Here is a 20,676-nt window from a genome sequence, read left to right as displayed (position 1 = left end):
AGTTACCATGAACAGCGAATTCGAGCTCCGCGGGGTCAACCACGTCGCGCTGGTCTGCTCCGACATGAAGCAGACGGTCGACTTCTACTCCGGCGTGCTGGGCATGCCGCTGATCAAGACGATCGAGCTGCCCATGGGCTGGGGCCAGCACTTCTTCTTCGACTGCGGCGGCGGCAACGCGCTGGCCTTCTTCTGGTTCCCCGACGCGCCCGACGGCGTGCCCGGCGTGTCGGCGCCGCGCAACCTGCCCGACCGGGGCGAGTTGCTGTCGGCTGTCGGCTCGATGAACCACATCGCCTTCGACGTGCCGCCGGAGAAGATCGAGGAGTACCGCGACCGGCTCGTCGCCAAGGGCATCGACGTGGGCGTGCTGCTCAACCACGACGACAGCGAATTCGGCGTGGCGCCCGAGATGCACGACGGCGTGTTCGTCCGGTCCATCTACTTCAAGGACCCCGACGGCGTGCTGGTCGAGTTCGCCGCGTGGACGCGCCGGGTCGGGCGGCCCGGCGACGTGCGGCACGAGCCGAAGACGGCGGCCGACAGGACCTCACCGGCGAGCTGACCGTTCGGCGCGTTTAACCGACCATTCGGCGATCGGCGATCTCCCGGCTACGTCCCGGTAACTAAGGTGCGAGGGCGGGACCTGCGAGGTCGTGCCTGCTTGTCCCACAGGCTGAGAAGTCATCTCGACATTTAGGCCAAAACGTAACATAACGGTAATTGGGATTAATACCCCCGTAAAGCTACTCTCCCTCCATTGACTACCTGTCAGGAGCCGGTCACCGCGGGCTCCTGATCCATGCATCGGAGGGTCGATGTCCACCGGGGAACCCGGACAGCCACGCACCGACCGCAGCCCGTGGAACTGGCTGCTGGTCCTGCCGATCGTGCTGCCCCTGCTGACGTTCCTGTTCAACGCCGACGAGCCCCGCCTGTTCGGCTTCCCGCTCTTCTACTGGCTGCAGCTGGCCTTCATCGGGGTCGGCGTCGTGTCCACGACCATCGTCTACAGGATGACGAAATGAGCCAGCACACGACCGAGCTGGTCGTCTTCTCCGTCCTGTTCCTGATCGTCAGCGGCATGGGCTTCGTGGCGGCTCGCTGGCGGCGGCCCGACAACATCGAAAGCCTGAACGAGTGGGGTCTGGGCGGCCGGAACTTCGGCTCCTGGATCACCTGGTTCCTGGTGGGCGGCGACCTGTACACCGCGTACACGTTCGTCGCGGTGCCCGCGCTGGTGTTCGGCGCGGGAGCCATGGGCTTCTTCGCCGTGCCGTACACCGTGATCATCTATCCGCTGGTGTTCCTGATCCTGGCCAGGATGTGGTCGGTGTCGCACGTGCACGGGTTCGTCACGCCCGCCGACTTCGTGCGGGCCCGCTTCGGGTCGCCCACGCTGGCGCTGGTGGTGGCGATCACCGGGCTGGTGGCGACCATGCCGTACATCGCGCTGCAGCTGGTCGGCATCGAGGCCGTGCTGAAGTCGATGGGCGTCACCGGGCACCTGCCGATCATCATCGCGTTCGCGATCCTGGCGGCCTACACCTACCAGTCGGGCCTGCGCGCTCCCGCGCTGATCGCGTTCGTCAAGGACACGCTGATCTACATCGTGATCCTGGCGGCGGTCATCTACATCCCGGCCAAGCTGGGCGGCTGGGGGTCGATCTTCGACGCGGCGAAGGCCAAGTTCGACGCCTCCGCCCCGCCCGGCGACGGGATCACCCTCAACGCCGCCAACCAGCTGCAGTACATCAGCCTGGCCTTCGGCTCGGCGCTCGCGCTGTTCCTCTACCCGCACAGCCTCACCGGCGTGCTGGCCTCCAAGAACCGCAACGTGATCAAGCGCAACATGTCGGCGCTGCCCGCCTACAGCCTCCTGCTCGGCCTGATCGCGCTGCTCGGCTACATGGCGATCGCGGCCGGCACCAAGCCGGTCATGAACCCGGACGGCAAGACCGGGGACAACAACACGATCGTGCCGCAGCTGTTCGACCAGATGTTCCCCGACTGGTTCGCGGGCGTGGCCTACGCGGCGATCGGCATCGGCGCTCTGGTCCCGGCGGCGATCATGTCGATCGCGGCGGCGAACCTGTTCACCCGCAACATCTACCGCGAGTACCTCAACAAGCACGCCACGGACGCCCAGGAGGCCAAGGTCTCCAAGCTGGTCTCGCTCGTGGTCAAGGTCGGCGCGGTGCTGTGCATCCTCCTGCTCGACCTGCAGTTCGCCATCGACCTGCAGCTCATCGGCGGCGTGCTCATCCTGCAGACGCTGCCCTCGGTGGCGCTCGGCCTGTACACGCGCTGGTTCCACCGGGGCGGCCTGATCGCGGGCTGGGCGGCCGGCCTGGCGGCGGGCATGTGGATGCTGTACACCGTCCCCGGCCCACCGGCAACCGGGAAGCTGCACTTCGGCGGGTCGGCGTTCAGCCTGTCCAACCTCGGGTTCGACACCAAGATGACGATCTACGTCGGGTTCGTGGCGCTGATCGTCAACCTGGTGGTGGCGGCAGTGGGCACGCTGCTGTTCCGGGCGGCCAAGGTGGCCGACGGCGAGGACGCGACCTCGCGCGGCGACTACTTCGCCGACGAGGGCGACCCGAAGGTCAAGGACCTGGACCTGACCGGCTCGACCTGACCGGTTCACACTGACCCGCACGGCCCGCCCTCCTGAGACTGGGGCGGGCCGTGCGCCCGTCACCCCTCCGCGAGGTAGCCGGGGTTGGCGACCGCAAGCTTCGCGCGCACGGCCTGCTCCAGGGCGGTGACGAGCGCGTGGTCGTCGGGGACCCGGCCCTCGCGAATGGCGGCGGCCAGCTCGGCGTCGCCGGCCACGCCCAGGCCGGCGAGCCGGGCGGCGTGCTCCTCCGCCTGCGCGGGGCCCAGCTCGATCTCGCGCTCGACCATGCCGAGCACGTTGATCGCGACCCGGGTGTGGAAGCGCACCCGGCCCTCGGCGGCCGGCAGCACGTCGGTCTGGAGGAAGTCGCGTACGGCGGCCACGAGCTGCGCCGCCGTGGGCACGTCGTGCGGGGACGGGTCTGTTCGCGTCATGAGACCTGCCTAGCAGACCCGGAGCCGGCTCCCAACGCTCTCCGGGTGCCCGAGCGATGATACGGGGGGCTTTATCCGGGTCCGATCATGTAGGGGCTACTCTGCGCCCATGAGCGCACAGTCTCCTCCCGCACCCGTCCCGGTGCTCGGGCCCGGGCTCATCCGGGCCGAGATCTTCGTCGTGCTGTCGGTCTCGCTCGGCGCCAGCGCCCTGGTGGCGTTCGTGCGGCTGATCGGGGCGCTCACCGCGCCGAAGGAGCTGAAGAGCCAGCAGGCCGTGCTCGTCGGATCGATGGCCCCTGGACGGCCCTGGCTGGACCTGACGCTGCAGCTCGTCCAGATCGCGATCTCGGTGGCGCCGGTGGGGCTGGTGGCGTACCTGCTGGTGAGGTCCGGGGAGTCGGTGCGGACGATCGGCGCCGACCTGCGCGAGCCGCGGCGCGACCTGGTGCGCGGGGCGCTGCTGGCGGCCGCGATCGGCGGCACGGGGCTGGCGTTCTACCTCGCGGTCTGGGCCTCAGGGGTGAACCTGACGGTCGTCCCTGGGGCGCTGCCGGAGGTGTGGTGGCAGGTGCCGGTGCTGGTGCTCGCGGCGGCGCAGAACGGCGTGCTGGAGGAGGTGCTGGTCGCCGGATACCTGCTGCACCGCCTCGGGCAGGCCGGGTGGGGACCGTGGCGGGCCGTCGCAGTGTCGTCACTGCTGCGGGGGTCGTACCACCTCTATCAGGGGTTCGGGGGGTTCGCCGGGAATGTGGTGATGGGGGTGGTGTTCGGGCGGCTGTACCAGCGGTGGGGGCGGGCGACGCCGCTGGTGGTGGCGCACACCCTCATCGACACCGTCGCCTTCGTCGGGTACGCGTTCCTGCGCGGCCGGGTCAGCTGGCTGCCCTGACACCGTTGACTGGGCAACGATTCTCGGCTGTGATCGTTTCATGAGCTTCACCGTGCCCGCGAGCGTCCGGCCGATCCGCGACGCCGTCCACGCGTTCATGACCGAGCGGGTCGAGCCCGCCGAGCCGGTCCTGCACGGAGGCGGTCCGGCCGCCGCGGCCGCGCTGGACGAGCTGCGCAATGAGGCCAAGAAGGAGGGCCTGTGGGCGCTCGGCCACCCGCGCGAGCTGGGCGGCGGCGGGCTGCCGTTCCTCGACTACGCCTACGTCAACGAGGTGCAGGGGCGCAGCGAGTTCGGGCAGCTCGCGCTGGGCACGTTCACACTGCAGGACTCGCTGATGCTGCACGAGCACGCCTCGCCCGAGCAGCGCGAGCGCTACCTGGAGCCGCTCGTGCGGGGCGACATCTGGCCCAGCTTCGCCATGACCGAGCCGTCCGTGTCCAGCTCCGACCCCACCCAGATCCAGACCGCCGCCGTGCTCGACGGCGGAGAATGGCTGATCAACGGGCACAAATGGTTCACGACCGGGGCGTCGCGGGCCGCGTACACGACCGTGATGTGCCGGACCGAGCAGGACGCGCCGCCCGAGCTCCGGCACCTGGCGTTCTCCATGATCCTGGTGCCGACGGACACGCCCGGCTACACCATCGTCCGCGAGACGCCCGTGCTGGGGCTGGACGGGGCGCACTGCGAGGTGCGGTACGAGGACGTCCGGGTGCCCGCCGAGAACCTGCTGGGGCCGCGCGGGCAGGGGTTCGTCATCGCGCAGAAGCGCCTGGGACCCGGCCGGATCTTCCACTGCATGCGCTGGCTGGGACAGGCGCAGCGGGCGTTCGACCTGATGTGCCGCCGGCTGCACGAGCGGACCGCGTTCGGCGAACCCCTGGCTGAGAAGCAGCTGATGCGCCAGCACGTGTTCGACTCCTACGCCGAGATCCAGGCCGCCAGGCTGCTCACGCTCAACGCCGCCGAGGCCATCGACGCCGGCTCCGAGGCGCGGGTGGAGATCGGGGCGATCAAGGTGGTGGGGGCGCGCATGCTGCACAACGTGATCGACCGCGCCATCCAGGTGTACGGGGCCGCGGGGCTGACCCCGGACACGCCGCTGGAGCGGATGTACCGGCACGCGCGGGCCGGGCGGATCTACGACGGGCCCGACGAGGTGCACATCGACTCGGTGGGGCGGCGGATCCTGGGCGTGTACGCGGCGGGCGGCAACTGGGAGTTCGGTCTGCGATGACCTCAGTCGGGGAGATCGTCGGCGCGGTGTTCGGGCCCGGGACGGCGATCCCGTACAGCGCGCGCCTGCCCGGCGGGGCGTCGCGGGAGACGTGGGCGCTGGACGTCGCCGCGCCTGACGGGACGCGGCACGAGCTGGTCCTGCGGCTGGACTCCCCCGGCGCCGCCCTGGAGGCGGGCGCCACGCTGGCGGCGGAGGCCGTGCTGATGCGGGCCGCGTTCGAGGCCGGGGTGCCGGTGCCGCGGATCGTCGCCTCCGGCGAGTCGTACATCCTCATGACGCGCGTGCCCGGCGAGACCATCCCGCGCAAGATCCTGCGCGACGACGCCTACACGACCGCCCGGCCCCGGCTGGCCGCCCAGTGCGGGCAGGCGCTGGCGGCCGTCCACCGGATGCCGCTGTCCTGCGTGGCGCACGACCCGCAGGAGGACCCGCTGCGGCGCTGGCGCGACGTGCTCGACGCTCTGGGCGAGCCGCATCCGGTGTTCGAGCTGGCCCTGCGGCGGCTGGAGGCGAGCCGGCCGCGTGGCGGGCGGCAGGTGGTCGTGCACGGTGACTTCCGCAACGGCAACCTGATCGTCGGTCCCGAGGGCATCAGGGCGGTGCTCGACTGGGAGCTGGCCCACGTCGGCGACCCCCTGGAGGACCTCGGGTGGCTGTGCGCGAAGGCGTGGCGGTTCGGATCGCCGCTGCCGGTCGGCGGGTTCGGCACGTACGACGACCTCGTCCACGCCTACGAGGAGGCCGGCGGGGACCACGTGGACCGGGACGCGCTGCGGTGGTGGGAGACGTTCGGGGTGCTCAAGTGGGGGATCATCTGCGTCATGCAGACCATGCGGCACCTGCGCGGCGGCGCCCGCTCGGTCGAGCTGGCCGCGATCGGGCGCCGCGTGTGCGAGAACGAGTGGGACCTGCTGCGGATGCTGCGGGAAAATGCGTTGCCTTAGCCCGGCCGGAAACCGCAGGCTGGAGCGGTGGCCATCCTGGAGGCGTCCCATCTGCTCAAACGGTTCGGATCGGTCACGGCCGTCCGCGACCTCAGCCTCACCGTCGGCGAAGGCGAGGTCGTGGGGCTGCTCGGCCCCAACGGCGCCGGCAAGTCGACCACCCTGCACATGCTGCTCGGTCTGATCACCCCCGACGCGGGCAGCATCAAGCTGTTCGGGCTCGAGCTGGCCCACCACCGGACGGAGGTGCTCAGCCAGGTCAACTTCGCCGCCAGTTACGTCGACCTCCCCGGCGTGCTGCACGTGCGCGAGGTGCTCGACGCGTTCGCCCGCCTCTACGCCGTACGCCACCCGCGCGAGCGGGTCGCCGAGGTGATCGAGCTGTTCGAGCTGGGCCCGATCAGCAGGCGGCAGGTGATGGCGCTGTCGTCCGGGCAGCGCACCCGCGTCCAGTTGGCCAAGGCGCTGCTCAACGCGCCCCGGCTGCTGGTCCTCGACGAGCCCACGGCCAACCTCGATCCCGACGCCGGCGACCGCATCCGCAGCCTGCTGTCCGGCCTGGCCAGGGAGAACGGCAGCGCCATGCTGATCACCTCGCACAACATGCGCGAGGTCGAGCGCATGTGCGACCGCATCCACTTCATGTCGGACGGCCTCGTCGTGGCGGCCGGCAGCGCGGCGGAGCTGGCCGGTCACTACGGGGCCGAGGACCTGGAAGAAGTGTTCCTGAAGGTGGCACGCGGATGACGACCCTGACCCTGCCTCCCCTGAGCCTGGCCGCCCGGCGCACGCGCATTCTCGGCGTCGTCCGGCGCGACTTCGCGGCGCTGCGGCGCAGCCCGATCCGCATGTTCGAGATCCTCTTCTGGCCGACCGTCGAGCTGGTGCTGTGGGGGTTCGTCACGCTGTTCCTGCAGGCGCAGCGGGTGCCGTTCGTGGTGTCGTTCCTGCTCGGCGCGGTGCTGCTGTGGCAGGTCCTGCAAAAGGCGAGCAACGAGATCTCGATCGCCTTCTTGGAGGACATCTGGTCGCGCAACCTGCTCAACGTGCAGGTCAGCCCGCTGTCCAGCGTCGAATACCTGGTCGGGCTCGTGCTGTTCTCGCTGGGCAAGGTGGCGTTCGCGGTCGCGGTGATGGCCGGGCTCGCGCTCGGCCTCTACGGGTTCGGGGTGACGAGCCTGGGCGTGGGGCTGGTGCCGTTCATGGGCGTGCTGCTCGTGCTCGGCTGGTCACTCGGCCTGGTCGGCATCGCGGCGGTGCTCCGCTTCGGCGAGAACGCCCAGGTCATCGCCTGGTCGCTGGTGTTCGTGGTGCAGCCGCTGGCCGGGATCTTCTACCCGGTCTCCGTGCTGCCCGCGCCGCTGCAGGCCGTGTCGTGGTTCCTGCCCGCCTCCCATGTGTTCGAGGGCATGCGCACGGTCATGTCGGGCGGCGCGGTGCCGTGGGACCGGCTGCTCTGGGCGGCCGCGCTCAACGTCGGCTACCTGGCGGCGACACTGGGGCTGTTCGCGTGGGCGCTCAGGTACGCCCGGCGGCATGGGAAGCTCTCCCGCTTCGGGGAATGAGCGCTGCCGCGATCACGTCCACCAGGCCCTCCACCACCTGCGCCCGGTCCACCTCGGGGTGCTCCAGCCACCAGTCGCCGGTCGACTGCACCATGCCGACGAACGCGTGCCCCAGCACCTGCGCCCGCACCGGGTCCGGCACCATCCGCTCGGCCGCCAGCATGCCGCCCAGCTCCTCGCCCAGGCTGCGCACCAGCGAGGTCATGTGGGAGCGGATCCTGGTGTCCTCGGCGCTGGCCCGGTGGAACAGGAACCGGTAGAGGTTGAGGTTGGCCGAGATCAGGTCCAGGTAGGCGCCGATCGTCGCGCCGGCCCGGCCGCGCAGGTCCGCCCCGGCCTCGGCGAACCTGGGCCGCAGCTGCGCGATCACCGTGCGCACGTGCCGGTCGGCGAGCGCTTCGTACAGGCCGCTCTTGTCACCGAAGTGCCGGTAGAGGATCGGCTTGGTGACGCCTGCGGCGGCGGCGATGGCCGCCATCGACACCTCCGGCCCCTCGCTGGAGATGACCAGGTCCGCGGCGTCCAGCAGCGCCCTGCGCCGACCCGGGTCCCGTCCGCTCACCTGCCCAGGATAGATCGCAGACGGGCGGGCAGCAGCGCGGAGATCACCAGCACGGCGCCGATGAGCGCGTAGAGACCTGTCAGGCCGGCCAGCGTGCCGGGCGGCTCGGCCAGCTCCGCCCACGGCAGGCCGTCCGGCGACCACGGCAGGCCACCCGCGCGCGCCCACGGCAGGGTGCCCGCCATTCCCAGCGCGGCCTCGGCGTCCAGCGCGAACAGCACGCCCGCCGCCGTCAGCGGCACGCCGCACGCCAGCGCCGCCGCAGGCCAAACGGTCAGGACAGTGACGATCAGCGCCACCGCCGCCAGGTAGCCCAGGCCCGCCGGCGCCGGGCCGAACGCGGCGGCGCCCGTACGCAGGGCCTTGGCGCCCGCCTCGGTCAGGTAGTAGACGGGGACGAGCGCAGCCAGCCCGGCGGCCGCCCCGACCAGATGACGAGTCTCCCGCGTCTCCCGAGTCTCCAGGGGCTCCAGGGGCTCCAGGAGCTCGTGACGGCGAGTGCCGGCAGATGTCCCCTCACGGTCTTTGTGCTGGTTGATCTCTGCCTCCTGCGGTGATCAGTGCCGGGTTCTCCGGGCGGAATGGGGGTCCGAGACTGCCGGTCTCCCTGCGTACGGTCTCCCCGACCAGTCGCAGCTTGACCCGAGGGAACCCCCAGCCAATCAGGCGGCAGCACGCCCGGCAGCGTGTTCGTGGTATCGGACAGAAGCTTCCGGCTCACCGGGCTGCCGCGCGTGAGGAGACGCTCTCTCAGACGACCGCGGCAGGTCTCTGGGCGCGAGTTCGCCGTGCGTGTCACGGGGTGCGCGGCACCTCCCCGATGCCCCAGGCTGCAGGAGATCCCGTGAGGCCCGCCAAATTGCCGTCGGCAAATCTATACAAACGGGACTAAAAGCCCTAATCTCGACATCGCCCCAGTCGCTTCCCGGCTGGGGCGCCAATACGTTCCGACACACCCAGGCCTCAGGGACGATGAGGCCTGGGTCTGTCACCCACGTTGCCCGGATCGCGGGGGTTAGCGTCAGATCATGGCGAAAACTGGTACGGGCCCCGGCCCCATCACCCCCGATGGATCCCCTGTCGAGTTCTACAGCCTCCTCAAGCCCCTCGGCGAGCCCGAGCTCGTCGCCCAGGTCACCCCGCCCGGCGGCTCCGTGCTGGAGCTGGGCTCCGGCGTGGGCCGGGTGACGCATCCGCTCGTCGGCCTCGGCTTCGAGGTCGTGGCCGTCGACGAGTCCGCCGAGATGCTGGCCCGCGTGCGCGGCGCCCGCACCGTGCCGGCGCGGATCGAGGAGCTGCGGCTCGACCAGCGCTTCGACACGGTCATGATGGCCTCCCAGCTGGTCAACACCGCGGACGACGCGGTCAGGCGGCAACTGCTCGACACCTGCGCGCGGCACGTCAAGCCCGGCGGGGCGGTGCTGATCCAGTGGATGACCGCCGAGCGCCACGACGCCTGGCGCGTGGGCCCGATCCGGTCCGACGGCGACATGACGATCACGATGGCGGCCGTGGAGGAGGTCTCCCCCGGGATCTTCCACGCCACCATGCGCTACACGTACGGGGACGACAAGGTGTGGACCCAGTCGTTCTCCTCCAAGCGGCTCACCGACCATGATCTGGCGGCCGAGCTCGCCGCCGTGGGGCTGCGGCTGGAGCGGTTCCTCACCGAGGACCGTACATGGGTGCTCGCGGCATCATAAGCCGCGCACCTTTACAATGTAGATCACAGCCTCGCGTCGATGTCGCGAAATTACTGGAAAATACTGGGACTGTTGGTACGCTCGCCGCCATGAGTGACCGGCTGGACGATCTCGAGCGGCGGATCGACGAGCTGCGGGCCGACGTGCGCAAGGCGATGCGGGCCAGGGACGGCGCGACGGCCCGCGCCCTGCGCGCCGAACTCCGCACCGCCGAGCGCGCCTGGGACGCCCTGGTCAGCGGCGAGCGACCGCAGGCCGCGCCGGAGCAGCACCGGCTGGTCACCGTGCGCGAGCAGGTGCACCAGGGGCTGCGGTTGCTCGGCGCGAGCGCCCAGCCGCGGCTGATCGTGGCCGTCAGCGAGGCGTTCCTCGGCGGCACGATCCGCAGCAACCAGCTCACCAGCCTGCGAAGAGACGAGGAGCGCTCGTTCCGGTCCGCGCCGTACAGCCGCCCGTACTACCTGTGCGCGGCCCTGACCGACCGCCTCTCCCCCGCGCGCGGCCTGCTCACGCTGAGCGCGTGGCCGCCTCAGCGGCGCGTGGTCGGCCCGCTCAGCCTCCGCGTCGACTTCCTGACCTGCGCCATCGCGGTGGCCTCGCACCAGACGGGCGACGAGCGGGCGGCCCGGTTACTCGTCAGGATGGCCAGGAACATCCCCGGCGCCACCGGGGCGAGCTCCGGCGCGCTGGGCCCGCCCGACCCGGAGCGGGTGATCGCGGCGGCCCGCGCCGAGCTCGCCGTGCACGCGGAGCGCGACACGCGCGACCGCGCCGAGCTGGCGCGACGCGCCGTCACGCAACTGGATGACGTCGCCCGCCTGTTCGGCGCCGCTACGCTGAGCACGATCAAGAAGGAGTACGTCAAGTGAGCGGCTTGAAGCGCGAAGGGCGCCCGCGAGGGAGTGCCGTCGCCTGGAGGAGCGGCGGGAGCGAAGCGACCAGAGCGGGGGCCGCGAGGGAGTGCCGTCGTCTGGAGGAGCGGCGGGAGCGGAGCGACCAGAGCGGGGGAAGGCGGCGGCGTATGGCGAGCGAGCCGCCGAACGGAGTGAGGCCATGAGCAGGCGGCGGCGTATGGCGACCGAGCCGCCGAACGGAGTGAGGCCATGAACACGGAGCACCGGCTCGAGGCGTTGCGGGGCACGACCCCGCCGCGGCCGCACGACGCCCGCGCCATCGCGGCCCTGGCCGCCAACCCCGGCTGCAGCCGCCGGGCGCTCATGGACGGCGCCGGCGTCGACAAGGACGCCGCGGCCCAGCACTTGGGGTTCCCGGCGCCGTTCGGGCAGTCGCCGTTCGCGATCACGCGCGGCAACGTGTTCGAGGCGCTGGTCAAGGCCGACGGCTGCGCGGAGCTGCTGCGGATGCTGCGCGAGCTGCTCGGCCTGCCGATCGCCGAGGTGGCCTACCACGACGTGGAGAACGTCGGCGCCCACCTGCGCCACGCCCACACCCGCGCGCTGATCGACCGCGCGGCCTCCGACGCCCAGGACGCGGGCACGCTCTACGACCACCCGCTGCTCACCCTCCAGATCGCCGGGCACACCGCCTACCTGGAGCCCGACGTGGTGGCCTTCCAGCTGGGCGGCCGCTTCCACATCGTGGAGATCAAGTCGTTCTCGGTGATCGACGGGCAGGCCGACCCGGCGGCGGTGGCGGCGGCCGCGCGGCAGGCGGCGGTGTATGTGCTGGCGCTGCGCGCCCTGCTGGAGGACCTGGGTCATGACCCGCTGAAGGTGTCGCACGAGGTGGTCCTGGTCTGCCCGGAGAACTTCGCCAACCGTCCGGTCGCGACACTCGTCGACGTGCGCAGGCAGCTGGCCGTGCTGCGCCGCCAGCTCACCAGGATGACCACGCTCGACCGGCTGCTGGCGGGGCTGCCCGAGGACCTCACGTTCGACCTGCGGCCGGACGAGGACGGCCGGCCCACCAGGCCCGTCGCCGAGCTGGCCGACGCGCTGCGCAGGACGACCGCCCGGTACGCGCCCGACTGCCTGTCCACGTGCGACATGTGCTTCTTCTGCCGCGACGAGGCCCGGCAGGAGGGCACGTCCGACCTGCTGGGGCGGCAGGTGCGCGACGAGCTGGGCGGGGTCGCCTCGGTGGCCGAGGCGCTGGGCCTGGCCGACGGCGTACGGGATCCCGCCGAGGGCCAGGAGGAGATCGCCCGGCTGCTCCGCAACGCCGAACGCCTGCGCAGGGAGTGCCTGACGTGAGCCCGCCGACCTCACGTCCCGCGCCGCCTGTGCTGCGGAGGTGCCGGACGTGAGCCTGCTGACCTCGCTCGCCCGGCTGCGGGCCCTGGACGAGGGCATCGCGCAGCCCGTCGCGACTGTCCGGCACTGCCATCTGTCGGAGCGGCCGATGGTGTTCATCCCGCTGAAGCTGTCGGGCGAGGCCGCCGCGCCGCTGGCCGCCATGCTCGGCACCGACCGGGACCGGCCGCGGCTGCTCGCGGTGACCCAGCCGCGCAACCGCGACCTGCGCTTCGCCTGGGCCGCCGAGCTGGCCGGGGTGCTGGTGCCGTACATCGAGGGGTTCTTGGGTGCCACCGAGACGGTGGAGCGGCGGGGCGCCGACCCGTACGAGCGGGTCCTGGACGCGCCGCAGCTCATCGTGCCGAACGCCGGCGGCGTGGCCTTCACCAGGCTGCTCGGGCGCTCGACGCGGTTCCGCCGTGCCGACGGGCCCTATCCGGTGCCCGAGGGGGTGCCGCTGCTGGGGCGGTGGCTGACGTACTTCGGGGAGCGGGCCGCGTACCCGGGCTCGTCGCTGATGCCGGCCGCGACCGAGGAGCTGGGGCGGCACTGGGCGAGCGGGCAGAGCTCGCTGGAGGACGCCAACCTGGCCGCGCTGCTCGGCTGGATCACCGAGGGGCCGAGCGACGACGCGGAGGACCCGCTGATCTGGCCGCCCGCCGGGCCCGCGACCGACCCGGGGTTCGACGCGGAGGTGCTCGCGCCCGCCATCGAGAGCGAGGCGGCCGAGCGCGTCACCGAGGCGCTGCGCACCCAGCTGGAGCCCACCTGGCGGCTCATGTGGCAGGCGATCGACCTGCTGGCCGGCCTGGAGGCGGGCGCGAGCGTGGCGCAACGGTGGGAGCAGGACCGCGGCTCGTTCAGCGGGATGGCGGCGCACGTCGCCGAGGGGTCGCCGCCGCAGGCCCGCCGGGACGGCGCGGTCGCCGCCGCCGCCAAGCTGGCCCGCATGGAGCGCGCCCAGGCCGCGTACGACGTGCAGCGCGCCTACGACGACCCGCTGGTCATGGCCGAGTACCGGATCACCGGTGAGGCGTTCGCGGGCGAGGTGATCGAGACCGTCCCGGACAACGTCGAGGGCGAGGGCCGCTCACGCAAGCTCCGGCCGCTAGTGGTGATCAAGACCGACGACCCGGTACGTCTCGCGCCCGGCACGTCGCTCGGCACTCCGCAGCGCCGGACCCAGGGCGCCGAGCTGGTGTCCGCGGACGGCGGCCTGGTCACCGTGAAGATCACCAAGGGCATGGGCCGGGGCAAGACGGCCACGCCCGGCGCCGTGCCCGAGGTCGGCGAGCGGGTCTGCTACACCTCGCTCACCGACGACTTCCAGGGCTCGCCCAACCTGCCCGATTCCGAGGCCACGCCGTGGACGCACGGCGGGCCGCCGCAGGAGTACGTTCCCGACGACGAGGACGCCCAGGAGGAGTGGTCGTGACCGGCAGCCCGGAGCAGGTCATCGCGAACGTGCTGGCCGACCTGCCCCGGCATCGGGGCGTGGTCGTCGACTCGCCGCCGGGGGCGGGCAAGTCCACCCTCGTCGTACGCGCCGCCGCGCACATCGCGGCCACCGGCGAGCCGCTGATGATCGTCGCCCAGACGAACGAGCAGGTCGACGATCTGGTGGCCAGGATCTCCGGCAAGCACCCGCGCCTGACCGTGGGACGGCTGTCGGCGAGCGGGTACGTGCCGCCGCTGCGCATGCTGGAGCTGCCCGGCGTCCGGTTCGGCACCAGGATCCAGGACCTCGGCGACCCGGACATCGTCATCGCCACGGCCGACAAGTGGGCGTGGATCGGCGACCGGGTGTGGCCGTGGGCGATCGTGGACGAGGCGTACCAGATGCGCTCGGACAAGCTGCTGCGGATCGCGGGGCTGTTCGAGCGGGCGCTGTTCGTGGGCGATCCGGGGCAGCTCGACCCGTTCTCGATCGTGGACGGCGACCGCTGGTCGGGGCTGTCGTGGGACCCCTTGCAGAGCGCGGTGGCGGTGCTGCTGCGGCACAACCCGGACCTGCCCGTACACCGGTTGCCGGTGTCGTGGCGGTTGCCGGCGTCGGCGGCGCCCGTGGTGTCGCAGGCGTTCTACCCGTTCACCGGGTTCCGGTCGGGGACCGGCCATGGAGATCGGCGGCTTGAGCTGGTCACGGGCGGCATGGGGACCGTGCACGACCGTGCGCTGGAGGAGGCGGCCCGGTCGGGGTGGGCGCTGCTGGAGCTGCCGAACCGGCACACCGTCCGTACCGACGGGGAGGCCGTGCGGGCGGTCGCGCAGCTGGCCGAGCGGCTGCTGCAGCGGGGGGCGGTGGCGAGCAGCGAGCAGGGCGAGGGGCCGGTGACGGCGGACCGGATCGCGGTCGGGGCCGCGCACCGCGACCAGGTGGCGGCGATCCGCGCCGCCGGGCTGCCGCCGGAGATCACCGTGGACACCGCGAACCGGCTGCAGGGGCGCGAGTACGACGTGACGATCGTGCTGCACCCGCTGTCGGGGCGCCGCGACGCGACGGCCTTCCACCTGGAGTCGGGACGGCTGTGCGTGCTGGCCTCGCGGCACCGGCACGCGTGCGTGGTGGTGGCCCGGGCGGGGATCGCCGAACTGCTGGACGCCCATCCGTCGGCGGAGCCGGTGCAACTGGGGGTGCCGGTGAAGTTCCCGGACGGGTGGGAGGCCAACCAGTCGGTGCTGGAGCACCTGTCCCGGCACCGCGTCTAACCCGCCGTCCGCCGGACCGGCCCCAACGGCGCGGGATGCCGCAGACCGCAGACGCGCCGCAGGGCATGCAGGCATTAGGGCGTGCACGCCGGACCGGGCAGGCCGGGCGCGGGGCGGTGCGTCGTGGGGCGCGCCGGCATGGGGCGCTGAGCAGGGTGGGGCTGTGCGCGGGGCACCGAAACGGTCAGAGGCGGCGGCGCCAGACGTCGATGACCATGACCGGGCGCATCCCCGCCGACTCGTACAGCCCCAACGCCGGCGTGGTGTTGTTGGAGTCCACGTGCAGGATCGTGCCCTTGCGCCCGCGGGCGGCGTCGGCGGCGAAGGCGTTGCGGAGCAGGAACCGCCCGAGCCCCCGCCCCCGGAACTCGGGCAGTGCGGCGAGCGTGAGCACGTATCCGCAGTCCTCGTCGGCCAGGAACTGGTTGGTGCCGATCAGCACCGCCGCCGGCCGCCCGTCGAGCCGGGCGAGCGTGAGCTGGCTCCAGTCGGTGACGCTCTGCGCCTGCCGGCGCTCGTACCACTGCTCGTAGTCGGCCTTGACGAAGCCGAAGTGCTGCGCGAACCCCTCCTGCTGCACCCGGTGAGCCTCGCGCCGCACCTCCTCGCTCTCCCCGGTGTGCAGCGTGACCCCGGCCGGTACGGCGGGCGGCTCCACCGGGCCTTCGTGGTCGATGCGCATGCGGTGGAAGCTGGTGGCGGGCTCGAACCCGTGCGCCTTGGCCAGAACCTGCTTGGCCTGGTCGACGCGGTAGATGCCGAGGTCCGCCGTGACCCCGTCGTGGCCGCGCTCGGCGGCCAGCTCGCGGGCACGCCCGGTCACCGTGCCCAGCAGCTCATCCGCCAGCCCCTCGACACCCGGACGGGTGATCACTTCGATCTCCACCAGGTCGCTGTCGCCGTTGGCGCACGCCCAGGCCCAGGCCACGAGGGTGCCGTCGGCGTCGTACGCCAGCCAGCCGTCCTTGTCGCGGTCGAAGCCGGGCTCGACCAGCTCGTCGGCGATGTCGTCCAGAGTCATGTCCGGCCGGCCGATCACCGAGGTGTCATAGGCCGCGACAAGCTCGTGAATGGCCGCGGCGTCTTCCAACCGGGGCCGCCTGATGGTGTGCATGGGGTGGATTGTCCACCGATCGCCCGCGGCGCGCCTCCCATTTTCGCCTGCCGGTCCGCCTCCCGCTTTCGCCCTGCTTTCCGCGGGCTGCGCGCCGCTCGCTAAGCTGTGTCCCGTGCTCGACAGGATGCCATTGCGCATCGAGGTCGCCGCGCCCGGCGCGACGATCGTCGCACTCGCGCTCAGCGGCGACCTCGACCACGACTCGGTGTCCCAGCTCGCGGCCCTGACGTTCGCCGAGGGCTACAGCAGGATCGACGTGGACCTGTCGGCGCTCACCTTCATCGACTCCTCAGGCCTGGCCGCGCTCGTGCGCCTCCAGCTGCGGGCCGCGGACGCCGACGCCGTGGTGCAGGTGGTGGCGTTGACGCCCTACCTGCGCGGCCTGTTCAAGATGACCGCGCTCGACCAGCTGTTCACCCTGCCGCCGGGGTGACGGCCTCGTCGGCGGCGGAGGCGGCGGCGTCCACCGGTCCGGCGCCGCGCAGCGGGATCTCCTTGATGAACGCCGCCAGCACCGGCACCACGATCGCGAACGCGATCGCCCACCAGAAGACGCCGGAGATCGAGGTGGCCAGCGACTCGAGCACCCCGGTGCGCTGCTGTGCCGGCAGCTGGGCGAGCGCCGCGGGGTCCATCCTGCCGCCGCCCGTGACGATCTTCTCCGCCGCCTCCGGCCCGACCCTGGCGGTCAGCTCCGACAGCAGGTTGTTGTTGAAGATCGCGCCGAACAGCGAGACGCCGAACGCGCCGCCGATCGACCTGAAGAACGTGCTCGCGCTGCTGGCGACGCCCAGGTCGCGCTGCTCCACGCTGTTCTGCGCGATCAGCATGGTGGTCTGCATGAGGAAGCCCATGCCCAGGCCGAGCACCGCGATGTAGACGCCGGTCAGCCACGCGGGGGTGGTGACGCCCATCGTGGACAGCAGCCACGTGCCCACCGCCATGCCGACGCCGCCGATCACCGGATAGATCTTGTACTTGCCCGTGGTGGTGATGGCCTTGCCCACGAACAGCGACACCACCATGGCGGCGCCCATCATCGGCAGGAGCAGCAGGCCGGAGTTGGTGGCGCTGGCGCCCTGCACCGTCTGCTGGAAAAGCGGCAGGAAGTTGATCATGCCGAACATGGCGAAGCCGAGCAGGAAGCCGATGGCCGAGATCAGCGTGAAGTTGCGGATCCGGAACAGCTGCAGCGGCATGATCGGCTCGGCGGCCTTCCGCTCGGCCAGCACGAACACGCCCAGCGTGAGCACGGCGAGCGCGGCCAGGCCGAGGATCTGCCAGGAGCCCCACGCGTACTCGTTGCCGCCCCAGGTGGTGACGAGCACCATCGCGGTGATGCTGATCGACAGCAGGATCGCGCCCGCCCAGTCGATGCGCACCTTGCTGTGCAGCCTGGGCGGGCGCAGGTTCGCCACGATGAGGAACAGGGCGACCGCGCCGACGGGCAGGTTCACGTAGAAGGCCCAGCGCCAGTCGAGGTGGTCGGTGATGAAGCCGCCGACGAGCGGGCCCGCGATCATCGCCAGCGACATGACGCCGGCCATGATGCCCTGGTACTGGCCGCGCTCGCGGGGCGGCACCAGGTCGCCGATGATGGCCATGACGTTCACGATCAGGCCGCCCGCGCCGAGCCCCTGGATCGCGCGGAACGCGATCAGCTCGGCCATGCCACCGTCCGGTCCGCCGAGCAGCGACGAGCCGGCCATGCCGCAGAGCGCGGAGCCGATCATGAAGATGACGATCGAGATGAGAAAGATGGTCTTGCGGCCGTACAGGTCGCCGATCTTCCCCCAGATGGGGGTCGAGACGGTCGTGCCCAGCACGTACGCCGTGACGACCCACGACAGCTGCGACAGGCCCCCGAGCTCCCCCACGATGCGTGGCATGGCCGTGCCCACGATCATGTTGTCCAGCATCGCCAGGGCCATCGCCAGCATCAGCCCCGGCAGGACGACCATGACCTCGCGGCGCCGCCCGATTGCCTCCGCCACCACACACCCCCATGCATGAAGATCTTGCTTACTTGCCGCCCGGCAAGCATAGAATAAGGTAAATACTTACTTGTCGGCCGTCAAGTCGGAATAGGTGCAAAGTGCGGGAAGACACGCGAACCCGGATCCAGGAGATCGCGCTGAGGCTCTTCACCGAGCAGGGGTACGAGGCGACCTCACTGCGAGAGATCGCCGAGGAGCTCGGCGTGACGAAGGCGGCCCTCTACTACCACTTCAAGACGAAGGACGACATCGTCGCGAGCCTGGTCGACCTCCGCGTCGCCGAGATCGAGGAACTGCTCGACTGGGTGAAAACCCAGCCGAAGACGCCGGAGATGCGCCGCGAGCTGCTCGAGCGCTACGCCCAGAACCTCCGGCATCCCCGCCATCTGGAGGTGGCCAGGTTCCTGGAGCGCAACCAGACGGCGCTGCGCAACCATCCGAAGCTCGCCAGGATGCGCGAGACGATGCTCGCGCTGACGACGGAGATGAGCGAGCCCGGGGCCACGCCGGTGGAGCGGATCAGCCGGTCGCTGGCGCTGTTCGCGCTGCACGCGGGCAAGTGGCTGCACGCGGCCGATCCGGCGCGGGGCGACCTCACCGAGGACGAGATCGACAAGGCGTCCATGGAGGTGGCCAGGCGGCTCCTGGACCTGTAGGTGCACAAACCGCTCCCTGCGGCAGTTCGTGGCCTTTCCGGACTCCTGATCCCGAAAGGGACGGTTGGGGCATCGGATCGGGGGCAGGGGGCTCCCACGCATCCAGACGGGAGGAGGCGCAGTGGAGGCCACGATAGCGCTCCGGCTGCCCAGGGATGCGGCGAGCGTCCCCATGATCAGGCAGATGCTGGAGGGCACGCTGCGGTCGCTGGGCGTCGAGCGGCAGATCCGCGACGACATCGAGCTCATGCTCACCGAGGCCTGCGCCAACGTGATCAAGCATGCGGCGCCCGGCGACGAGTACACCGTCAGCGCCGCCGTCCACGATCACCTGTGCGTCATCAGGGTCGTCGACACGGGGAACGGCTTCGACCCGCGCAAGGTGATCGATCCCGAGCCCGGCGCCGAGCACGGGCGAGGACTGCAGATCATGCGCGCGCTCGCCGACGACATCCAGTTCACCAACAAACGTGAGAACGGGGCTATGGTCAGCCTGGAAAAGCGCCTGCGGTACGCGCCAGGATCGGCCGGGCCGCAGCTCATGACCACCTGAGCTCACCCCTCATGGCCACCCGAGCCAGAGCTTCGAACCCCGCTCCGCCGGCCGGTGGTCGCGGGGCGCGGAGCGGCGCGGGGCCGGGCCGAGGCGCCGGCGTTTCCGCGCCGCCGCACCGCCGAGCCGGAAGCGCCGCCTGAGCCGGGGCGTGCTCCCGCTCAGCTCCGCCCGCCGCCGTTCGGGCACCGCGCTTCCGCTGAGCCTCAGCCTCAGCCGCGCCTGCCGGCGGGTCAGCCGCCGCCACATCCTGCGCCAGTTGGTCATCGACCCTGCCATGGCCGCGAACGTCATCAGGGCGAACGCCGAGATGACGAGCGTGGCCAGGGCGACGAGCAGCAGGACGACCACCAACGACCCTATGGTGCCGAGAACATCCAACATTGGCCGGAAAGTGCCCACCCACCAGGAGGTTATGCCGATTTTTCAATGCCGATTTTTTAGGGATATATCACTCTTACTCGGACCCAGTGGTGGACTGGTCGTGACGTCCGGGCAGGAGGTCGAGGCGGCGCAGTATCACTCCCTCGCGCAGCGCCCATGGGCACACCTCCAGCCGGTCCACCTCGAACAGGTCCATGGCCGCGTCGGCCACCAACGCCCCCGCCGCGAGCTGCGCGGCCCTGCCCTCGGACACGCCGGACAGCTGCGCCCGCTCGGCCGCGTCCATGGTGGTGAGCTTGACCGCCCAGTCGGCCATGTCCTGCCGGGACAGCGAGCGCGGGACGTACGGGCCGTCGCTGGAGGGCGCCGCCCCGGCGATCCTGGCCAGCTGCTTGAAGGTCTTGGAGGTGGCCACCGCGCGGTCGGGCTCGCCGTTCCTGACGATGTCGCCGACCGTGCGGGCGATCTCGGTGCGTACGTGCCTGCGGAGCTTGCGCACCTCCTCGGCGGGCGGCGGGTCGGCGGTGAACCAGTCGCGGGTCAGCCGCCCGGCGCCCAGCGGCAGCGACACGGCAACGTCGGGCTCCTCGTCGACGCCGGCGGCGATCTCCAGGGAGCCGCCCCCGATGTCGAACGCCAGCAGCCGCCCCGACGACCAGCCGAACCACCGGCGCACGGCCAGGAACGTCAGTCTGGCCTCGTCGCGCCCGGACAGCACCTCGATCTTGACGCCGCAGCGCTCCTCGACCTGCGCGAGCACCTGCTCGCCGTTGGCCGCCTCGCGCACGGCGGAGGTGGCGAAGGCCAGCAGGTCCTCCACCCCCTTGTCCTCCGCCAGGTGAACGGCCTCCTCGACGAAGGCGCACAGCCGCTCGACGCCCTCCTCCGCCAACCTGTTGTCCTTGCGGAGGTACTCGGTCAGACGGAGCCCCTCCTTGTGTGAGTAGGCGGGTATGGGGCGGGCGCCACGGTGGGCGTCGACGACCAGTAAATGGACGGTGTTCGAGCCGATGTCCAGCACGCCGAGTCGCATGGGAAA

General features: G+C 71.3%; 23 protein-coding genes. 16 read left to right on the top strand and 7 right to left on the bottom strand.

Features of this window, described 5'->3' with window-relative positions:
* Window positions 1-7: 7 nt before the first annotated feature.
* The 3 genes from EJK15_RS12305 (at window position 8) to mctP (ending at window position 2,641) form a co-directional block, all read left to right on the top strand.
* The gene (locus EJK15_RS12305; protein ID WP_138710520.1) at window positions 8-565 is read left to right on the top strand and encodes a VOC family protein; all 558 of its coding nucleotides are present in this window, start codon (window positions 8-10) and stop codon (window positions 563-565) included.
* 253 nt (window positions 566-818) lie between these two features.
* Window positions 819-1,028: a DUF3311 domain-containing protein gene (locus EJK15_RS12300; protein ID WP_138710519.1), complete on the top strand. Its 210-nt coding sequence runs from the start codon at window positions 819-821 to the stop codon at window positions 1,026-1,028.
* A complete protein-coding gene (gene mctP / locus EJK15_RS12295; protein WP_138710518.1) occupies window positions 1,025-2,641 on the top strand; it encodes a monocarboxylate uptake permease MctP in 1,617 nt (538 codons plus the stop codon). Before EJK15_RS12300 ends, mctP begins: the two co-directional genes overlap by 4 nt.
* 59 nt (window positions 2,642-2,700) lie before the next feature.
* On the opposite strand, the gene EJK15_RS12290 is transcribed toward mctP, so the two are convergent.
* Window positions 2,701-3,057, bottom strand: a complete 357-nt coding sequence (locus tag EJK15_RS12290; protein WP_138710517.1) for a DUF6285 domain-containing protein — start codon at window positions 3,055-3,057, stop codon at window positions 2,701-2,703.
* Between the two features lie 109 nt (window positions 3,058-3,166).
* On the opposite strand from EJK15_RS12290, the gene EJK15_RS12285 reads away from it, so the two are divergent.
* The 5 genes from EJK15_RS12285 to EJK15_RS12265 are packed head-to-tail and all read left to right on the top strand — an operon-like array spanning window position 3,167 to window position 7,701.
* Window positions 3,167-3,949, top strand: a complete 783-nt coding sequence (locus tag EJK15_RS12285) for a CPBP family intramembrane glutamic endopeptidase (RefSeq protein WP_138710516.1) — start codon at window positions 3,167-3,169, stop codon at window positions 3,947-3,949.
* Window positions 3,950-3,989: 40 nt separating this feature from the next.
* A complete protein-coding gene (locus tag EJK15_RS12280) occupies window positions 3,990-5,189 on the top strand; it encodes an acyl-CoA dehydrogenase family protein (RefSeq protein ID WP_138710515.1) in 1,200 nt (399 codons plus the stop codon).
* On the top strand, window positions 5,186-6,136 hold the full coding sequence (locus EJK15_RS12275) for a phosphotransferase family protein (RefSeq protein WP_138710514.1): 951 nt from the start codon (window positions 5,186-5,188) through the stop codon (window positions 6,134-6,136). Before EJK15_RS12280 ends, EJK15_RS12275 begins: the two co-directional genes overlap by 4 nt.
* A gap of 27 nt (window positions 6,137-6,163) precedes the next feature.
* Window positions 6,164-6,883 (top strand): ABC transporter ATP-binding protein, encoded by a 720-nt coding sequence (locus EJK15_RS12270; protein WP_138710513.1) that lies wholly within the window; start codon window positions 6,164-6,166, stop codon window positions 6,881-6,883.
* Entirely contained in the window at window positions 6,880-7,701 is an 822-nt protein-coding gene (locus tag EJK15_RS12265; RefSeq protein WP_138710512.1) for an ABC transporter permease, read from the top strand. The genes EJK15_RS12270 and EJK15_RS12265 overlap by 4 nt, the downstream gene beginning before the upstream one ends.
* Here EJK15_RS12265 and EJK15_RS12260 read toward each other — a convergent pair.
* Window positions 7,655-8,263 carry a TetR family transcriptional regulator gene (locus tag EJK15_RS12260; RefSeq protein WP_138710511.1) on the bottom strand — a complete coding sequence of 203 codons (609 nt, stop codon included), beginning with the start codon at window positions 8,261-8,263 and terminating at the stop codon, window positions 7,655-7,657. The genes EJK15_RS12265 and EJK15_RS12260 overlap by 47 nt on opposite strands.
* Window positions 8,260-8,562 (bottom strand): hypothetical protein, encoded by a 303-nt coding sequence (locus EJK15_RS12255; RefSeq protein WP_138710510.1) that lies wholly within the window; start codon window positions 8,560-8,562, stop codon window positions 8,260-8,262. The genes EJK15_RS12260 and EJK15_RS12255 overlap by 4 nt, the downstream gene beginning before the upstream one ends.
* A gap of 729 nt (window positions 8,563-9,291) precedes the next feature.
* Here EJK15_RS12255 and EJK15_RS12250 point away from each other — a divergent pair.
* The 5 genes from EJK15_RS12250 to EJK15_RS12230 all read left to right on the top strand — a co-directional run bounded on the left by EJK15_RS12250 (window position 9,292) and on the right by EJK15_RS12230 (window position 14,930).
* Window positions 9,292-9,966 (top strand): class I SAM-dependent methyltransferase, encoded by a 675-nt coding sequence (locus EJK15_RS12250; protein WP_138710509.1) that lies wholly within the window; start codon window positions 9,292-9,294, stop codon window positions 9,964-9,966.
* Window positions 9,967-10,055: 89 nt separating this feature from the next.
* The gene (locus EJK15_RS12245; protein WP_138710508.1) at window positions 10,056-10,835 is read left to right on the top strand and encodes a hypothetical protein; all 780 of its coding nucleotides are present in this window, start codon (window positions 10,056-10,058) and stop codon (window positions 10,833-10,835) included.
* A 234-nt stretch (window positions 10,836-11,069) separates the two neighbouring features.
* Window positions 11,070-12,179 (top strand): hypothetical protein, encoded by a 1,110-nt coding sequence (locus tag EJK15_RS12240; protein WP_138710507.1) that lies wholly within the window; start codon window positions 11,070-11,072, stop codon window positions 12,177-12,179.
* 49 nt (window positions 12,180-12,228) lie between these two features.
* The gene (locus EJK15_RS12235) at window positions 12,229-13,656 is read left to right on the top strand and encodes a serine/threonine-protein kinase (RefSeq protein ID WP_138710506.1); all 1,428 of its coding nucleotides are present in this window, start codon (window positions 12,229-12,231) and stop codon (window positions 13,654-13,656) included.
* The gene (locus EJK15_RS12230) at window positions 13,653-14,930 is read left to right on the top strand and encodes an AAA family ATPase (protein ID WP_138710505.1); all 1,278 of its coding nucleotides are present in this window, start codon (window positions 13,653-13,655) and stop codon (window positions 14,928-14,930) included. Before EJK15_RS12235 ends, EJK15_RS12230 begins: the two co-directional genes overlap by 4 nt.
* A gap of 184 nt (window positions 14,931-15,114) precedes the next feature.
* Here the strand turns inward: EJK15_RS12230 and EJK15_RS12225 are convergent, their stop codons facing one another.
* Entirely contained in the window at window positions 15,115-16,044 is a 930-nt protein-coding gene (locus EJK15_RS12225) for a GNAT family N-acetyltransferase (RefSeq protein ID WP_138710504.1), read from the bottom strand.
* A 115-nt stretch (window positions 16,045-16,159) separates the two neighbouring features.
* Between EJK15_RS12225 and EJK15_RS12220 the strand changes: the two genes are divergently transcribed.
* The gene (locus EJK15_RS12220) at window positions 16,160-16,480 is read left to right on the top strand and encodes an STAS domain-containing protein (protein ID WP_171074253.1); all 321 of its coding nucleotides are present in this window, start codon (window positions 16,160-16,162) and stop codon (window positions 16,478-16,480) included.
* Here EJK15_RS12220 and EJK15_RS12215 read toward each other — a convergent pair.
* Window positions 16,461-18,041 carry an MDR family MFS transporter gene (locus EJK15_RS12215; protein WP_240776925.1) on the bottom strand — a complete coding sequence of 527 codons (1,581 nt, stop codon included), beginning with the start codon at window positions 18,039-18,041 and terminating at the stop codon, window positions 16,461-16,463. The genes EJK15_RS12220 and EJK15_RS12215 overlap by 20 nt on opposite strands.
* Before the next feature lie 101 nt (window positions 18,042-18,142).
* On the opposite strand from EJK15_RS12215, the gene EJK15_RS12210 reads away from it, so the two are divergent.
* Together EJK15_RS12210 and EJK15_RS12205 are read left to right on the top strand one after the other, a co-directional pair.
* Window positions 18,143-18,700, top strand: a complete 558-nt coding sequence (locus EJK15_RS12210) for a TetR/AcrR family transcriptional regulator (protein ID WP_138710502.1) — start codon at window positions 18,143-18,145, stop codon at window positions 18,698-18,700.
* Window positions 18,701-18,821: 121 nt separating this feature from the next.
* Window positions 18,822-19,253 carry an ATP-binding protein gene (locus EJK15_RS12205; protein WP_138710501.1) on the top strand — a complete coding sequence of 144 codons (432 nt, stop codon included), beginning with the start codon at window positions 18,822-18,824 and terminating at the stop codon, window positions 19,251-19,253.
* A gap of 9 nt (window positions 19,254-19,262) precedes the next feature.
* Here EJK15_RS12205 and EJK15_RS12200 read toward each other — a convergent pair whose 3' ends face one another.
* Both EJK15_RS12200 and EJK15_RS12195 read right to left on the bottom strand, forming a co-directional pair.
* Window positions 19,263-19,637: a hypothetical protein gene (locus tag EJK15_RS12200; protein WP_138710500.1), complete on the bottom strand. Its 375-nt coding sequence runs from the start codon at window positions 19,635-19,637 to the stop codon at window positions 19,263-19,265.
* A gap of 73 nt (window positions 19,638-19,710) precedes the next feature.
* Entirely contained in the window at window positions 19,711-20,670 is a 960-nt protein-coding gene (locus tag EJK15_RS12195) for a Ppx/GppA family phosphatase (protein WP_138710499.1), read from the bottom strand.
* Window positions 20,671-20,676 lie beyond the last annotated feature (6 nt).

The organism is Nonomuraea basaltis (assembly GCF_005893125.1).
GTDB lineage: Bacteria > Actinomycetota > Actinomycetes > Streptosporangiales > Streptosporangiaceae > Nonomuraea > Nonomuraea basaltis.
The sequence above is the reverse complement of the archived record's forward strand: the minus strand, read 5'-3'. Positions and strand labels throughout refer to the sequence as shown.

Excerpts from the sequence above, each read along its gene's own strand:
- EJK15_RS12305 (WP_138710520.1), top strand. The coding sequence starts at position 8 with ATGAACAGCGAATTCGAGCTCCGCGGGGTCAACCACGTCGCGCTGGTC.
- EJK15_RS12300 (WP_138710519.1), top strand. The coding sequence starts at position 819 with ATGTCCACCGGGGAACCCGGACAGCCACGCACCGACCGCAGCCCGTGG.
- mctP (WP_138710518.1), top strand. The coding sequence starts at position 1,025 with ATGAGCCAGCACACGACCGAGCTGGTCGTCTTCTCCGTCCTGTTCCTG.
- EJK15_RS12290 (WP_138710517.1), bottom strand. The coding sequence starts at position 3,057 with ATGACGCGAACAGACCCGTCCCCGCACGACGTGCCCACGGCGGCGCAG.
- EJK15_RS12285 (WP_138710516.1), top strand. The coding sequence starts at position 3,167 with ATGAGCGCACAGTCTCCTCCCGCACCCGTCCCGGTGCTCGGGCCCGGG.
- EJK15_RS12280 (WP_138710515.1), top strand. The coding sequence starts at position 3,990 with ATGAGCTTCACCGTGCCCGCGAGCGTCCGGCCGATCCGCGACGCCGTC.
- EJK15_RS12275 (WP_138710514.1), top strand. The coding sequence starts at position 5,186 with ATGACCTCAGTCGGGGAGATCGTCGGCGCGGTGTTCGGGCCCGGGACG.
- EJK15_RS12265 (WP_138710512.1), top strand. The coding sequence starts at position 6,880 with ATGACGACCCTGACCCTGCCTCCCCTGAGCCTGGCCGCCCGGCGCACG.
- EJK15_RS12250 (WP_138710509.1), top strand. The coding sequence starts at position 9,292 with ATGGCGAAAACTGGTACGGGCCCCGGCCCCATCACCCCCGATGGATCC.
- EJK15_RS12245 (WP_138710508.1), top strand. The coding sequence starts at position 10,056 with ATGAGTGACCGGCTGGACGATCTCGAGCGGCGGATCGACGAGCTGCGG.
- EJK15_RS12240 (WP_138710507.1), top strand. The coding sequence starts at position 11,070 with ATGAACACGGAGCACCGGCTCGAGGCGTTGCGGGGCACGACCCCGCCG.
- EJK15_RS12225 (WP_138710504.1), bottom strand. The coding sequence starts at position 16,044 with ATGCACACCATCAGGCGGCCCCGGTTGGAAGACGCCGCGGCCATTCAC.
- EJK15_RS12200 (WP_138710500.1), bottom strand. The coding sequence starts at position 19,637 with ATGTTGGATGTTCTCGGCACCATAGGGTCGTTGGTGGTCGTCCTGCTG.
- EJK15_RS12195 (WP_138710499.1), bottom strand. The coding sequence starts at position 20,670 with ATGCGACTCGGCGTGCTGGACATCGGCTCGAACACCGTCCATTTACTG.